Origin of the sequence: Pseudomonas agarici (assembly GCF_900109755.1) — a bacterium.
Lineage (GTDB): Bacteria > Pseudomonadota > Gammaproteobacteria > Pseudomonadales > Pseudomonadaceae > Aquipseudomonas > Aquipseudomonas agarici.
Genome location: NZ_FOAR01000025.1, coordinates 1 through 14,160, shown reverse-complemented (window position 1 = coordinate 14,160; position 14,160 = coordinate 1). Strand labels below are relative to the sequence as shown.

The following is a 14,160-nucleotide window of genomic DNA, read 5'->3' as shown; positions in this document are numbered from 1 at the left end:
TCTCCAACCGGACTCAGATGCCCAGGCAGAGGTATTTGATTTCCAGATAATCTTCGATGCCGTACTTGGAACCTTCGCGGCCCAGCCCCGAAGCCTTGATACCGCCGAACGGCGCGACTTCGTTGGAGATCAGCCCGGTGTTGACACCGACCATACCGTACTCCAGAGCCTCGGCCACACGGAACACACGGCTCAGGTCACGGGCGTAGAAGTACGAGGCCAGGCCGAACTCGGTGTCGTTGGCCATCGCGATGACCTCGGCTTCGTCCTTGAAGCGGAACAGCGGCGCCAAGGGACCGAAGGTTTCTTCCTTGGCTACGGCGGCGTCCTTGGAGACGTTGACCAGGATAGTCGGTTCGAAGAAATTGCCTTCGATGGACTTGCCGCCGGCCAACAGGGTCGCCCCTTTGCCCAGGGCGTCGGCGATGTGCTCCTTGATCTTGACCACGGCTTTCTCGTCGATCAGCGGGCCGGTGGTAGTGCCCTCGTCCAGACCGTTGCCGATCTTGAGTTTGGCGACTGCCGTCTTCAGTTTCTCGGCGAAGGCATCGTAGACCCCGTCCTGGATGTACAGGCGATTGGCACAGACGCAGGTCTGGCCGTTGTTGCGGTATTTGGAGATGATCGCGCCTTCGACGGCCTTGTCCAGGTCCGCGTCGTCGAACACGATAAACGGAGCGTTGCCGCCCAGTTCCAGGGAAACCTTCTTGATGTCCTTGGCGCACTCGGCCATCAATTGGCGACCAATCTCGGTCGAACCAGTGAAGGACAGCTTGCGCACAATCGGGTTACCGGTCAGCTCGGCGCCGATATCGCCGGCGCTGCCGGATACCACGCTGAACACACCTTTCGGAATACCGGCGCGCTGGGCCAGTTCCGCCAGGGCGAAGGCCGAGAACGGGGTCTGCGAAGCGGGCTTGAGCACCATGGTGCAACCGGCGGCCAGGGCTGGGCCGGCTTTACGGGTGATCATCGCGGCCGGAAAGTTCCACGGCGTGATGGCGGCTGTCACGCCGATGGGTTGCTTGATCACGATCAGACGCTTGTCCGGCTGGTGACCCGGAATCACATCGCCATAGATGCGCTTGGCTTCTTCGGCGAACCACTCGATAAAGGAGGCGGCATAGACGATTTCGCCCTTGGCCTCGGCCAGTGGCTTGCCTTGTTCCAGGGTCATCAGGCGGGCCAGATCGTCCTGGTTCTCGATGATCAGCTCGAACCAGCGGCGCAGCTTATTGGCCCGCTCCTTGGCGGTCAGTGCACGCCAGGCGGGTAGGGCCTTGTCAGCGGCTTCGATCGCGCGGCGGGTTTCGGCGGCGCCCATTTTAGGCACGGTGCCGAGAATTTCGCCCGTGGCCGGATTGTTGACCTTGATCGTCTGACCGCTGTCCGCATCGACCCAGGCACCATCGATAAAAGCTTGTTGGCGGAACAACTGACTGTCTTTGAGCTGCATGTAGGCTTTCCTTAACAGCACCGCGCTCGCGCGCAGCGTTTTATTGAGTGTAGAAAGGCGCCTTGGGGGCTGCCGTCAGGAAATTCATTCACCGGGCCGAAGCACCTAAATAGCGCACATGAGATGAATGTGCGGTTCAGCGCCCAGACAGGAGCGTTTGAAATCTCAAACGAATCCTAGGATCAATGGGGGGTAAAGGACAATAGCCTGTTCAAAAAAAAGAACGAAAATACCGAATTTGAGAGATTTTTCTGATCAACGTAAACCCGGAGACTCGGCGAAGCCGTTCGACATTGCGCAGTAGACAGCGTGGCTCAGGACTTGAATGCCTTCAATACCGTCGACCGACTGGTGCTTGACTGATTGACGCGGGCCTGCATTAACTTCCTTTGTCAGCACGAATAGCTGCCGGGTTCAACGTAAAACCAACGAACCGGCAGGTGCACCCGGCGGTGCCCGAGGATGATCCTGGGGTCAGAGAAACGTTCCAGCTTCCCGGACGGACTGCGCAGGGGCAAGGTGGGCCGGGGTATGCGCAAGTGGAGCCCCACAAAGAGAATTTCCCGACAAAACCCGAATGGACGCCCCGAGCCGACATAGGTATGATGTCGCCCGCATAAGCACCAGTAGCTCAGCTGGATAGAGTACTGCCCTCCGAAGGCAGGGGTCGTGGGTTCGAATCCCGCCTGGTGCACCATCTTCTTTCCCTTGTACACAAGGGATAGCGTTCCTAATAGAAACCTGTCCTAGTCCTGAAAGTCGTTTTTGCCACAAATTTGCCACACTTGAACGTGGCGGGAATGGTCGAAATGGCAACAATCAGGAATCGCGGCCCAGCCGTTAATAAAGGACAGTGGGAAGCGCAAATCCGTCGTAAGAGCTATCCAGCTCAAAGAAAAACCTTCGAAACCGAAGCCGATGCCCAAGCCTGGGCACGCATGATCGAAAGCGAAATCGACCGAGGCATTTTTGTCTCTCGCGTCGAGGCTGAACGCACCGCCTTTCACCAACCCATTGATCGCTCCGAGTTGCTACCGCACAGATGGACGCGAGTGTAATCAAAAAGCTTAACCGCTATGCGGCAAGCTCAACGTAGCTAGACTCCCCACCTCCAGTCGCGCCCGACAACCAACCCCATATGAACATCAGAGTGGTACGTCCTGCGTGATCAACGCCTACCGTGCCACGAGACCAGCCAGCAAGAATCTCACCATCCGTAGTTAAGCAATGATAAAGAAGCTCAAGAGTATCGGGACCAGTCACGCGTCCGACTTGATGACCTAGGCGGATCCGGCCACCTTGGTAAGTACCCCAAACGGAATCTTCTTCGACATGGTAGTGAAATACTGTGCCGGCACCGGATAGCCCGTGGGCGTTACCCACTACCGTAAATCGGCGATTGTTCAAACGCTCCCTGATTTGAGCAAGGGGGATTTCCATAAGATGTCGCGTCCTTTTAGTCGAAGTGTTCCATTACAGTCTTCGATGATCTTAAGCCATTTTGTCGTGCCTGAAGAGAGGTCTGCTTGCCTATCCCTATAGCCGCAACTCACGACGATAAAACGCAAGATGTGTTTGGCCGTGGATGCGCATGCTATGTCGATCAGAATATTTGTACTAATACACGGCCTCAAAGTCATCTGAACCTGAAAAACCCACCCGGCACAGGGCTTTATTGTCCGGAATTTGCTAGCGTCAGGTTCTGACAAAAAGCGGCAGCGGGGCGCTCTCGCAAGTCTCGCTGCAAACGCAAGGAGCCTGCTCAATGACCACCTCCGAGTCCCCGCTCGTCCTTTCGCCCGCCGACTGTATTGCCGTGCCCTTCGTCGAGTCCGCGCTCGATGGCTTTGTACTGGGTGGCTTCAACTGGCGTCACGGCGAGGTCAAAGTCGGGCGCCCGGTGGTCATCATCAGCGCCGCCACGTCGCTGCGCTGTCGCTATTACTCGCGTTTTGCCGACTATCTGTTCGCCCACGACTTCGACGTGATCACCTATGACTATCGCGGCATCGGCGAATCGCGGCCAGCGTCGATACGCGGGTTTGAGGCGTCGTGGACCGATTGGGGCGCGCTGGATTTCGAAGCCATGCTGCGGCGGGCCAGTCGCGAATTCCCCAGCCAGCCAATCGATGTCGTCGCCCACAGCTTTGGCGGCTGCGGCGTGGGGCTGGCGGCGTCGGGGCACCTGATCCGCCGTCTGGTGACCGTCGGCGCGCAATTCGCCTACTGGCGCGATTATGCGCCCGCCTCCCGCTGGAAGATGTTCCTCAAATGGCATCTGCTAATGCCGCTGCTGACCCGCTTCTACGGCTATTTCCCAGGTAAGCGACTGGGCTGGCTGGAAGACACTCCCGTTGGCGTGGTGATGGACTGGAGCACCTCGACAGCAGGTTACGAGAAGCGCCCCAGCGCACGAAAGGTCGCCGCCCTGCCGTTTTCTCTGGTACAGGCCAAAATCCTCGCTATCAGCCTGACAGACGATCCTTTCGGCACGGTGACGGCCATAGAGCGGCTCCTGGGTTACTTCACAGGCAGCGAACGCACCCATCTGCGCATCGCCCCTGAAGATATCGCCGAAACCGAAGTGGGGCATTTCGCATTCTTCCGTAGCCAGTATCAGGAAAAGCTTTGGCCGATTGCGTTGCACTGGCTAAGAAAAGGGGAACTGAAGGCACAGACGCCGGGGCAGATCATCCAACGTTGAGGCATGAGCTACTGCATTCCCCATTGATACCGGCCCAGCCAGCTGCGCGGTCCAGCAAAATGCGCTTTGGCATTGCGCCAGTTCACAGGGATAATTCCCGCCACTTACTTCTTCCCGAAAGCACCAGAGCCCATGGCATCCCCAGACAAACAACACAAACGCGCGCAACGGGCGAAAGCCAAGGCCAAGCAGAACCGTACCCGACGCGCCAGCGAGCCAGCCGAGTCGCTGCCAGTGGATGACGATCGGATCGATTTCGCATCGGTCGATTTGACCGACCTCTTCAAGAGAATGCGCAGCGCCGAAGCTATCAGCCAACAAGCCATGTGCGCTGTCTTCCTGGAAGACCCGTTGCTGGAACTGGTACTGGAGCAGGAGGGCGAGGAGGAGGCGACGGACTTTATCCTGTCCGCCCTGATCGAATACCGCCAATGGGCCACCGAGGCCAGCGAAGAAGCCGCGCTCGCCTGGATCGAGAGCCCGGCATTCCAGGCCGACTATGTCGCCGCTTCGCACGCCCTGCAGAAGTCCTGAAAAAAAACGGCCACTATCATCACTGACAGCGGCCGTCTTTTTTCAGCCAAACACAAGCCGTCGATCAACCGTTAGTTCAATACCACCTTCCCGGCGTTCTCGATTCGCCGGCGACGCGCCACCAGCAGACCAGCCACGACGACCAGTACACTGAGCAAACCGGTGGCGAGAACCTCGAGGCGATGGGCTTGCTGGACCAGCATCACCGTCAGCACCGCGACGATAAACACAATCACCACCCAGGTCAGGCCTGGGAACAGCCACATCTTGAAGTCGATTTTCTCGCCTTTGGCCATGCGCTGACGGCGCATGCGCAGTTGCGACACCGCAATTACCAAGTACACCAGCAAGGCAATCGCGCCAGAGCTGGCCAGCAGGAAGTCGAACACCGCCGCCGGCGCGACGTAGTTGGCGAATACCGCCAGGAACGCCGCCGCCGTTGACAGTAACACCGCCCAGTAAGGTGTGCCGCTGGCATTGGTGCGCTTGGATACGGCCGGGGCATCACCGCGCCGTCCCAGAGAGAAGAGCATCCGCGAGGCGGTGTATAGCGCCGAGTTCAGGCAACTGGTCACCGCCACCAGCACCACCAGGTCAACGATCAGCTTGGCATTGGGAATGCCCAGGCGGTCCAGCACGGTCTGGTAGGAGCCGACCGCCGCCAGGGCCGGGTCATTCCACGGCACCAGCGATACCACAATAAAGATCGATACCAGGTAGAACAGGCCGATCCGCCAGATCACCGAGTTGGTGGCCTTGGAGATCTGCTTACCGGGGTCTTTCGACTCGGCGGCGGCGATAGTCACGATCTCGGTACCCATGAACGAGAACATGGTGGTCAACATCGCCGCCAGCACCGCGCCCAGGCCATTGGGCATAAAGCCCACGGTGTCCACCAGATGCGACACGCCGCTGACTTGGCTGGTCGGCAACAGACCGAAGATCGCCAGCAGACCGAGCACCACGAAGCCGATAATTGCGATCACCTTGATCAGCGCGAACCAGAACTCGAACTCGCCGTAGTTCTTCACGCTGAACAGATTGGTCGCGGTCAACAGCAAGGTGATGATCAGGGTAAAAGCCCAGATCGCCACACTGGGGAACCAGGCATGCAGAATCGTCGCGGCGGCATTGGCCTCCAGCGGGATCACCAGAACCCAGAACCACCAGTACAGCCAGCCGATGGTGAAACCGGCCCAGTGCCCGATGGCGCGGTCGGCGTAAGTCGAGAAGGAACCGGTGTCCGGCGACGCCACGGCCATTTCGGCCAGCATGCGCATCACCAGTACCACCAGCATACCGGCTGCGGCGTATGCCAGCAGTACGGCGGGACCGGCCTCGGCAATAGCGCGTCCGGAGCCGACGAACAACCCAGCACCGATCACCCCGGCAATCGACAACATCGTCACATGCCGGGGCTTGAGCCCTTGCTCCAGCTCGTTGGAAGTATGCGTACCGCTCATTGAGGAATACCTATGCAATGAAGAGCTATTTATTCCACCCCTCGTCACTGGCAACCTTGTAGAAGGCACTCAACGGGGGCGTATTTTATTTTTTACGCAAAATTTGCGCCAAAATGTTACAAGCTCCCGGTTCACGGGGCCTACACATCCCGCCGAAGGAAAACCGCAAGTTGTTGAGATTAATGGCAATTCGCCAGAACGTTACCGAGCCACTCATATTTAGACTCGTCGGTCCGCACCGGAAACAGGCAAAAAAACATCGTCACGCCCCATTTTAGGGCGAGCCAATGCCCGCTCAGTCGGTTTACCCTTCCAACACTCGGCCAAAGCTGGCAACATCGCGCCTTTTTTTGACGCGACTGCCGCGCTGAAGACGGATCAAGCGGGAATTGGGGGGTTGATAAGAGCGACAATCAACCGTGTCGATGCGATAACCTGCCACGGTACCGTCCTCCAACCCTAGTGGCCTGTACGGTGAGTTCGTTAGCTCAAGTTCGGATGTCACACGTCCATGGCCAAGGCGCTGTGACCCGTCTAGCCGGGCTATGGCGAGGAACAGCAACACCGGTCAGGGGCTTGTGGCGCCGAAATTGACTCATAGAACTCACCACACAGGCCACTAGCCTGGCGCTCACCAGGAAGGCCGCCAACAGCAGGAGCGCAACAGAACAATGAGGAACGCACATGGCTGAGGCCGCGCCCGCCCTTGAAATCCGCAACTTGCACAAACGCTACGGTGAGCTGGAAGTCCTCAAAGGGATCTCGCTGACCGCGCGCGACGGTGATGTGATCTCGATCCTCGGTTCCTCCGGTTCCGGCAAGTCCACGTTCCTTCGTTGCATTAACCTGCTGGAAAACCCACACCAGGGCCAGATTCTGATCAACGGTGAAGAACTCAAGCTCAAAGCCGCAAAAAATGGCGAACTGATAGCCGCCGACGGTCGGCAGATCAATCGCCTGCGCAGCGAAATCGGCTTTGTGTTCCAGAACTTCAACCTCTGGCCGCACATGAGCATCCTCGACAACATTATCGAAGCGCCGCGCCGGGTACTCGGCCAGAGCAAGCGCGAGGCTATCGAGGTCGCCGAGGCCCTGTTGGCCAAGGTCGGTATCGCCGATAAACGCCATGCCTACCCCGCCCAGCTTTCCGGCGGCCAGCAACAGCGCGCGGCCATCGCCCGCACACTGGCCATGCAGCCCAAGGTCATCCTGTTCGACGAGCCGACCTCGGCCCTCGATCCCGAAATGGTCCAGGAAGTCCTCAATGTGATCCGCGCCCTGGCCGAAGAAGGCCGCACCATGCTGCTGGTCACCCACGAAATGGGCTTCGCCCGCCAGGTTTCCAGCGAAGTGGTGTTCCTGCACCAGGGCCTGGTCGAAGAGCAAGGAACGCCACAGCAGGTTTTCGAGAACCCGCTTTCGGCACGCTGCAAACAATTCATGTCCAGCAACCGCTAACGGAGCAATACGCATGCAGACCTACAAGAAAATCCTCCTGGCCACTGCCGTCTCCATGGCCTTCAGCGCCAGTGCCTTCGCCGAGACCCTGAAAATGGGCATCGAGGCCGCCTACCCGCCGTTCAACAACAAAGATGCCAGCGGCCAGGTCGTTGGCTTCGACAAGGATATCGGCGAGGCCCTGTGCGCCAAGATGAAGGTCGAATGCACGGTCGTGACCTCCGACTGGGACGGCATCATTCCGGCCCTGAACACCAAGAAGTTCGACTTCCTGATTTCTTCAATGTCGATCACTGCCGAACGCAAACAAGCAGTGGACTTCACCGACCCGTACTACTCCAACAAACTGCAATTCATCGCGCCGAAAAGCGTCGACTTCAAAACCGACAAGGCTTCGCTGAAGGGCAAAGTGATCGGCGCCCAGCGCGCGACCCTGGCCGGCTCCTTCTTGGAGGACCACTTCGGTGACGACATCACCATCAAACTGTACGACACTCAGGAAAATGCCTACCTCGACCTGCAAACCGGTCGCCTGGACGGCATCCTCGCCGACAAATACGTCAACTATGAATGGCTGAAAAGCGCCGCCGGCAAAAACTACGAATTCAAGGGCGATCCGGTGGAAGAAAGCGACAAGATCGGGATTGCCGTGCGCAAGAAAGACCCACTGCGCCAACGGCTGAACCAGGCGTTGAAGGAAATCATCGCCGACGGTACTTACAAGAAGATCAACGACAAGTACTTCCCGTTCAGCATCCTCTGACCTACCCGACGACCGGCCCTCGACGCAAGGTGCCGGTCGTCCCCAAGCCAAGCCCGCCTTGCCCATGAATATTGATCTCTTCGGATTCGGCCCGGCACTTGCCGCCGGCGCGCTGATGACCGTCAAGCTTGCGCTCTCGGCCCTGTGCCTGGGATTGGCGCTCGGGCTGCTCGGTGCATTGGCCAAAACTTCACCGTACAAACCCCTGCAATGGCTGGGAGGCACCTATTCGACCCTGGTCCGTGGCGTGCCGGAACTGCTCTGGGTGCTGCTGATGTACTACGGCACCGTCAACCTGATGAGCGCCCTGGGCGACACCTTCGGTTATCCCGAACTGGCCTTGGGCCCCTTCGCCGCCGGGGTCATCGCCCTGGGGCTGTGCTTCGGCGCCTACGCCACGGAAGTATTTCGTGGCGCGATCCTGGCGATCCCCAAGGGCCACCGCGAAGCCGGCGTCGCGCTGGGCATGTCCAAGGCGCGGATCTTCAGCCGGCTGATCCTGCCGCAGATGTGGCGCATCGCCCTGCCGGGACTGGGCAACCTGTTCATGATCTTGATGAAGGACACTGCGCTGGTCTCGGTCATCAGCCTGGAAGAAATCATGCGTCAGGCGCAAAACGCCGTGCAGTTTACTCGATTGCCCTTCACCTTCTACCTGACAGCAGCCTTCATGTACCTGGGCCTGACCATCTTGGCCATGATCGGTATGCACTTCCTGGAAAAACGCGCCGCGCGCGGTTTTGTGAGGACCACATAATGGAATGGGAAGTCATCATCAAGTGGCTGCCAAAGTTCCTCCAGGGTGCGCTGTTGACCCTGGAGCTGGTAGGCATCGCCGTCGTGCTGGGGCTGATCCTGGCCGTGCCGCTGGGTATCGCCCGGGCCTCCAAGCTGTGGTTCGTGCGGGCGTTGCCCTACGGCTACATTTTCTTCTTTCGCGGCACCCCGCTGCTGGTCCAGTTGTTCTTGGTGTATTACGGCCTGGCGCAGTTCGACTCGATTCGCGAGAGTTTCATGTGGCCCTACCTGCGCGATCCGTTCTGGTGCGCCACAGCGACCATGACCCTGCACACTACCGCGTACATCGCCGAAATCCTCCGTGGAGCCATCCAGGCCATCCCGCCGGGCGAAATCGAAGCCGCTCGGGCGCTGGGCATGTCGCGACCCAAGGCATTGTTCTACATCATCCTGCCGCGCGCGGCGCGGATCGGTTTACCGGCCTACAGCAATGAAGTGATCCTGATGCTCAAGGCCAGTTCGCTGGCGAGTACCGTGACCCTGCTGGAGCTGACCGGCATGACCCGAACCATCATTGCACGCAACTACCTGACGGTGGATATGTTCTTCACCGCCGGGCTGTTCTACCTGGTGATCTCATTCCTGCTGGTGCAGGCGTTCAAGCAGTTAGAACGCCTGATGCGGGTCGACGCCTGCCAGGGACGGTGACTTGGTGGACGCAGGCGACTTAAACTCCCTTGCGCCCGCCATCCAGGAACCCAGCATGCCCGCCATCCTTCAAGGCCCCGCACTCCAAACCCGCTTCAAGGCCCTGGATGCGTTCCTGACTGCCCACCAGTATCTCTGGCGTCCACGCCCCTTCACCCACCTGCAGCTACCGTGGGAAACCCAACACCCGGAACTCGCCGCCTGGCTACGCCAACGCAATCTCGACGACGCCGAAACCAGCCATAACCACCCGCAACAGCTCGCGGCGCCGGGGCCATTTCCCGCCCTGGCGAGCGCATCCAGGACACTGGCCGCCATCGGAGCCCTCGGCAAAACCCCGCTGGCGCCCGCCAATCAGCGCCTGAACGTCGAGGTCCCCGGACGCAAATGGCAGCAGATCGAAGCCTTCGCCAGTTGCCTCGACTTTGCCCGCTCGCCCACCCACTGGCTCGACTGGTGCTCAGGCAAGGGTCATCTTGGCCGCCGCCTGATGCAACCCGGCCAGCAACTGACCTGCCTGGAGTACGATCCGGCCCTGGTCGCCAACGGCGAACAACTGAGCCGCCACCATCACCTGCCCGCCCACCACGTTCTGCTAGACGTCATGGCGGCTGATACCGGTTCACGCCTGAACGCCGACCATACACCGGTCGCCCTCCACGCCTGCGGCGACCTGCACGTGCGCCTGCTGCAACTCGCGAGCGAGGCTGGCTGCCAGCAACTGGCAATCGCGCCGTGCTGCTACAATCGTACCGGCGGCGACCACTACCGCCCCTTGTCCGCCGCTGCACGGGCTTCCGAGCTGCGCCTGTCACTGGCCGACCTCGCCCTGCCGCTGAGCGAAACCGTGACCGCCGGCGCCCGGATACGGCGTCAGCGCGACACCTCCATGGCTCGGCGTCTGGCCTTCGATCTATTGCAACGCCAGCTCCTCCAGAGTGACCACTACCTGCCCAGCCCGTCGCTGCCCAGCGCCTGGCTCGACAAACCCTTCGCCGACTATTGCCGAGACCTGGCCGCGCTCAAGGAGCTTCCCGCCGTGGGGGAACAGGACTGGGCTGAGCTGGAAGCAGCAGGCTGGCAACGTCTGGCTGAGGTTCGCAACCTGGAACTGCCGCGCAACCTGTTCCGCCGTCCATTGGAACTCTGGCTGGTGCTCGACCACGCGCTGTTCCTCGAAGAACAGGGCTACCGCGTTCGTCTCGGCCAGTTCTGCGAAAGCCCGCTGACACCCCGCAACCTGATGCTGTTGGCAGAGCGCGACTAACTGTCACATCACATCGCGCAATCTGTGGATAACTCTGTTGATATTTTTAATAGACAACCGCTAAAAACAAAGGCTACAGTGCAAAAGCCTACCTGGTCATTTTTTGTTCATAAAATAAAACACCGAAGAAACATGTAGTTACACAGTGATGAGAATGAGTCCGCAAATTGGCGCCCTCCGTCCACCCACGACCAACCACTTGTGCATAAGCATTCTAGCCAATAGGCATAATGCGCTGCTTTTCCTGCGCGTGGGGGCCGGTAGCGCCTCGACAGCTAACTGATAACCCTAGAAGCCTTGCCATTCGGCTCGAGGTTCAGCACCAGGGTGCCATTCACTCCGTCGGCCCCGTACCCAAATCCTGGAAGAAATGCATGCCCTTGGCCAACATCCCTTGACGGAAATAGAAGCGCTGCGCCAATTGCATATGCAGGCCGGTGTCGAGCACCAGATGGCGATATCCCAGTTCTCGGGTGTACTGGCGGACCCACCCCAGCAATTCAGCCCCTAACTTGCGACGTTGCTGCGAGGCCATCACTACCAGATCATCGACATAGACGAAGCGTCCATAGAGAAAGTTCTCCGTCACCCGAAAGCCCGCCAGGCCGATGACCTGGCCGTGCTCGCGCACCGCCAGCAATCGATACCCCTGCGCGGCCTGACGAAGGACCTGTTCGACAAAGGACCGTTCATCCGTCAGATGTGGGCGTAACTCGCGCATGACCGCAAAACACTCACGGCAACTGGCTTCGCTTTCGATCAAGGCATACTCGAGATTATTGTCCATTGGACGCCTCCTCATGCCCGCGCGCACCCGGCGGCAGGCCGCAGCCCTGCACGTAGGTCTTTACCCCGCCCAGCGCTATGTAGCCCCGAGGCGCGGCGTCGAAATAATTGAGACGTTGAGTCATGGTCGGCTCCCCTATGAAGTGGGTAAAGTAACGGCCCGCAGTGTGCTTTGCGCTGAAACCGCACGACAGGGCCAAGATCGAGCAAGCCGCTTGGGACATGACCCCTGCTGAATCCACCACCCCATCAGCTTAAACTCGAGCGCCGCGCATGACCACGGGAAACGCTATGCCCATTGCCCACCCCACCGCCGCACCGGGCCTGCCCAAGTACCTGCTGGTCTATCGACGCATTCGCGGTGCTATCGACGACGGCCAACTGAAGCCGGGCGACCGCGTGCCCTCGCTGCGCGCCCTGGCAACCGAGCTGAACCTGGCCCGAGGCACCGTCGAAGCGGCCTATGAAATGCTCATCAGCGAAGGCTACCTGACCGCACGCGGACAGGCCGGGACCATCATCGCCCTTGACCTGGCAACCACTGCGGCTCGTGGCAACTCCACCCCCACGCCGAGCGCACAAGACCCATTGCTGCCCCTGCAACTGGGTATGCCGGCACTGGATGCCTTTCCGCGCAAACTCTGGGCCCGACTCATTACCCAGCGCGCCCGACAAACCGATACCGCCAGCCTGAGCTTCAGCGATCCACGCGGCTATGCGCCCCTGCGCTCGGCTATCGCCACGTACCTGGGGTTGTACCGGGGCCTACAGTGCACACCGGACCAGGTGTTTATCTGTGCCGGCTACAACGCCGTGCTCGAACTCGTCTGCGAAAGCCTGGACATGACTGGCCAGGACTGCTGGTTCGAGGACCCCGGCTACCTGCATGCGCGCAAGATGCTGCTCAATCGCGGCGTAAGCCTGACCCCGGTACCGGTGGATGGCGATGGCTTGCAGGTCGAACGGGCCATCCAGCAGAACCCGCTGGCCCGCCTGGCGGTGGTCACCCCGGCCCACCAGAGCCCGCTGGGCGTGGCCCTGAGCCCGGAGCGGCGACAAACGCTACTCGCCTGGGCGCAACAACACTCCAGTTGGATCCTCGAAGACGACTACGACAGCGAGTTCCGCTATCGCGGTTGCCCCCTGCCAGCATTGAAGAGCCAGGACCGGCACGACCGCGTGCTGTACGCCGGGACCTTCAGCAAGATGCTGTTTCCCGGATTGCGACTGGCGTACCTGGTAGTTCCCCGAGGACAGGTCGAGCATGTTGAACACGTGTGCCGAGGGCTGCGCAACCGCTGTCCGGAGTTGTTGCAGGCGACGGTCAGCGACTTCCTGAGCCAGGGCCACTTCACCCGCCATTTAAAGAAAATGCGACAACTGTACAGCGTGCGCCGGCCGTTACTGGTCAAGGCGCTGGAAGAAATCTGCGGCGGCATCCTGAGGGTTGATCCACAGGCCGGTGGCATCAACTTGGTGGTGCGAGTCCTGATCGACGTGTCCGACACCCGCATAGCCGAGCAGGCGCGGGCGCAGGGCCTGGCCGTCGAACCCCTGTCGCGCTGGCAATTGAGCGCCGGGAAAGAAGGTGGATTGTTGATGGGTTTTACCAACGTAGTGTCGGCGGAACAGGCGACTCAAATGGCGCGGCGCTTGCTGACGGTGATCGACGCGGTGCGCTCGACCCAGGAGAACCCAGCCCAGGGTTGTCGACAAGGAGCGGACGGGAGAATGTCAGTCTCGCAAAAATAGTCAGATATCAGGGGTTTACAGAACCTTGCCAATCGCTATAATCGTCGCCCTAACACGCCGGTATAGCTCAGTTGGTAGAGCAACTGACTTGTAATCAGTAGGTCCCGGGTTCGACTCCTGGTGCCGGCACCATACAAGGTTCCAGAGAAGGCTTTCAAAATCTCTGGAACCCCCGAAAAAACCCGCCTTTTCAGACTGTGTGAAAACACACTAATGGTGGTTCCAGCAAACGCCCCGACTTGTTCGGGGCGTTTGCTTTTGTGCTCACAGCAGACGAAAAAAGGCTTTTCAGCCCATCAACGCCATCAACTGACGTGCGCCAAGCACGTTAATCGCTCTTTTCAGGTTGTAGGCGTTCACCGCCAGGGCCATTTCAGCCCTCGTGCCCTCAAGCTGTCGCAGTAAGAAGCGAGCGTTGCCAAATAACCACTGTTTAAGGTTGCCGAAGGGATGCTCGACGATGGATCTTCGGCTGACCATCATTTCGGGGTGCGCCTGCATTCGCTGTTCCATCCGCTCGAAAGCCTTTTC

General features: G+C 59.6%; 15 protein-coding genes and 2 tRNA genes. 11 read left to right on the top strand and 6 right to left on the bottom strand.

Annotated elements, in window-relative coordinates:
* Positions 1 to 13 precede the first annotated feature (13 nt).
* Positions 14 to 1,456, bottom strand: coding sequence for an NADP-dependent succinate-semialdehyde dehydrogenase (gene gabD, locus BMX68_RS19895; protein WP_017132606.1), 1,443 nt, complete (start codon positions 1,454 to 1,456; stop codon positions 14 to 16).
* A gap of 620 nt (positions 1,457 to 2,076) precedes the next feature.
* Between gabD and BMX68_RS19890 the strand changes: the two genes are divergently transcribed.
* Positions 2,077 to 2,153, top strand: a tRNA-Arg gene (locus BMX68_RS19890).
* Positions 2,154 to 2,256: 103 nt separating this feature from the next.
* Positions 2,257 to 2,514: a hypothetical protein gene (locus tag BMX68_RS25205; RefSeq protein ID WP_017132607.1), complete on the top strand. Its 258-nt coding sequence runs from the start codon at positions 2,257 to 2,259 to the stop codon at positions 2,512 to 2,514.
* A gap of 16 nt (positions 2,515 to 2,530) precedes the next feature.
* Here BMX68_RS25205 and BMX68_RS26470 read toward each other — a convergent pair whose 3' ends face one another.
* On the bottom strand, positions 2,531 to 2,896 hold the full coding sequence (locus tag BMX68_RS26470; protein WP_074862542.1) for an avidin-fold protein: 366 nt from the start codon (positions 2,894 to 2,896) through the stop codon (positions 2,531 to 2,533).
* A gap of 325 nt (positions 2,897 to 3,221) precedes the next feature.
* On the opposite strand from BMX68_RS26470, the gene BMX68_RS19875 reads away from it, so the two are divergent.
* Positions 3,222 to 4,160, top strand: a complete 939-nt coding sequence (locus tag BMX68_RS19875) for an alpha/beta hydrolase family protein (RefSeq protein WP_017132608.1) — start codon at positions 3,222 to 3,224, stop codon at positions 4,158 to 4,160.
* A gap of 132 nt (positions 4,161 to 4,292) precedes the next feature.
* The gene (locus BMX68_RS19870; RefSeq protein ID WP_017132609.1) at positions 4,293 to 4,694 is read left to right on the top strand and encodes a hypothetical protein; all 402 of its coding nucleotides are present in this window, start codon (positions 4,293 to 4,295) and stop codon (positions 4,692 to 4,694) included.
* A gap of 71 nt (positions 4,695 to 4,765) precedes the next feature.
* On the opposite strand, the gene gabP is transcribed toward BMX68_RS19870, so the two are convergent.
* Positions 4,766 to 6,157 (bottom strand): GABA permease, encoded by a 1,392-nt coding sequence (gabP, locus tag BMX68_RS19865; RefSeq protein ID WP_017132610.1) that lies wholly within the window; start codon positions 6,155 to 6,157, stop codon positions 4,766 to 4,768.
* A 684-nt stretch (positions 6,158 to 6,841) separates the two neighbouring features.
* Here gabP and BMX68_RS19860 point away from each other — a divergent pair.
* From BMX68_RS19860 to BMX68_RS19840, 5 genes are all read left to right on the top strand, one after another.
* Complete coding sequence (locus BMX68_RS19860; RefSeq protein WP_017132611.1) at positions 6,842 to 7,615, top strand: ABC transporter ATP-binding protein; 774 nt, start codon at positions 6,842 to 6,844, stop codon at positions 7,613 to 7,615.
* 13 nt (positions 7,616 to 7,628) lie between these two features.
* Positions 7,629 to 8,378 carry an ABC transporter substrate-binding protein gene (locus BMX68_RS19855; protein WP_017132612.1) on the top strand — a complete coding sequence of 250 codons (750 nt, stop codon included), beginning with the start codon at positions 7,629 to 7,631 and terminating at the stop codon, positions 8,376 to 8,378.
* A gap of 64 nt (positions 8,379 to 8,442) precedes the next feature.
* Positions 8,443 to 9,135 (top strand): ABC transporter permease, encoded by a 693-nt coding sequence (locus tag BMX68_RS19850; RefSeq protein ID WP_017132613.1) that lies wholly within the window; start codon positions 8,443 to 8,445, stop codon positions 9,133 to 9,135.
* Positions 9,135 to 9,824, top strand: a complete 690-nt coding sequence (locus BMX68_RS19845) for an ABC transporter permease (RefSeq protein WP_017132614.1) — start codon at positions 9,135 to 9,137, stop codon at positions 9,822 to 9,824. Before BMX68_RS19850 ends, BMX68_RS19845 begins: the two co-directional genes overlap by 1 nt.
* Positions 9,825 to 9,879: 55 nt before the next feature.
* Entirely contained in the window at positions 9,880 to 11,091 is a 1,212-nt protein-coding gene (locus tag BMX68_RS19840; protein WP_017132615.1) for a methyltransferase, read from the top strand.
* A gap of 334 nt (positions 11,092 to 11,425) precedes the next feature.
* Here BMX68_RS19840 and BMX68_RS19835 read toward each other — a convergent pair whose 3' ends face one another.
* Together BMX68_RS19835 and BMX68_RS19830 are read right to left on the bottom strand one after the other, a co-directional pair.
* Positions 11,426 to 11,878, bottom strand: coding sequence for a GNAT family N-acetyltransferase (locus tag BMX68_RS19835; RefSeq protein WP_017132616.1), 453 nt, complete (start codon positions 11,876 to 11,878; stop codon positions 11,426 to 11,428).
* Complete coding sequence (locus BMX68_RS19830; RefSeq protein ID WP_256218811.1) at positions 11,868 to 12,002, bottom strand: hypothetical protein; 135 nt, start codon at positions 12,000 to 12,002, stop codon at positions 11,868 to 11,870. The genes BMX68_RS19835 and BMX68_RS19830 overlap by 11 nt, the downstream gene beginning before the upstream one ends.
* A 166-nt stretch (positions 12,003 to 12,168) precedes the next feature.
* Here BMX68_RS19830 and pdxR point away from each other — a divergent pair, with 166 nt between their 5' ends.
* Entirely contained in the window at positions 12,169 to 13,629 is a 1,461-nt protein-coding gene (pdxR, locus tag BMX68_RS19825) for a MocR-like pyridoxine biosynthesis transcription factor PdxR (RefSeq protein ID WP_017132618.1), read from the top strand.
* Positions 13,630 to 13,685: 56 nt separating this feature from the next.
* Positions 13,686 to 13,761 (top strand) — tRNA-Thr (locus BMX68_RS19820).
* A gap of 156 nt (positions 13,762 to 13,917) precedes the next feature.
* On the opposite strand, the gene BMX68_RS19815 is transcribed toward BMX68_RS19820, so the two are convergent.
* Positions 13,918 to 14,160 (bottom strand): transposase (locus BMX68_RS19815; RefSeq protein ID WP_143063333.1); only part of this gene is annotated, 243 nt, incomplete at its 5' end.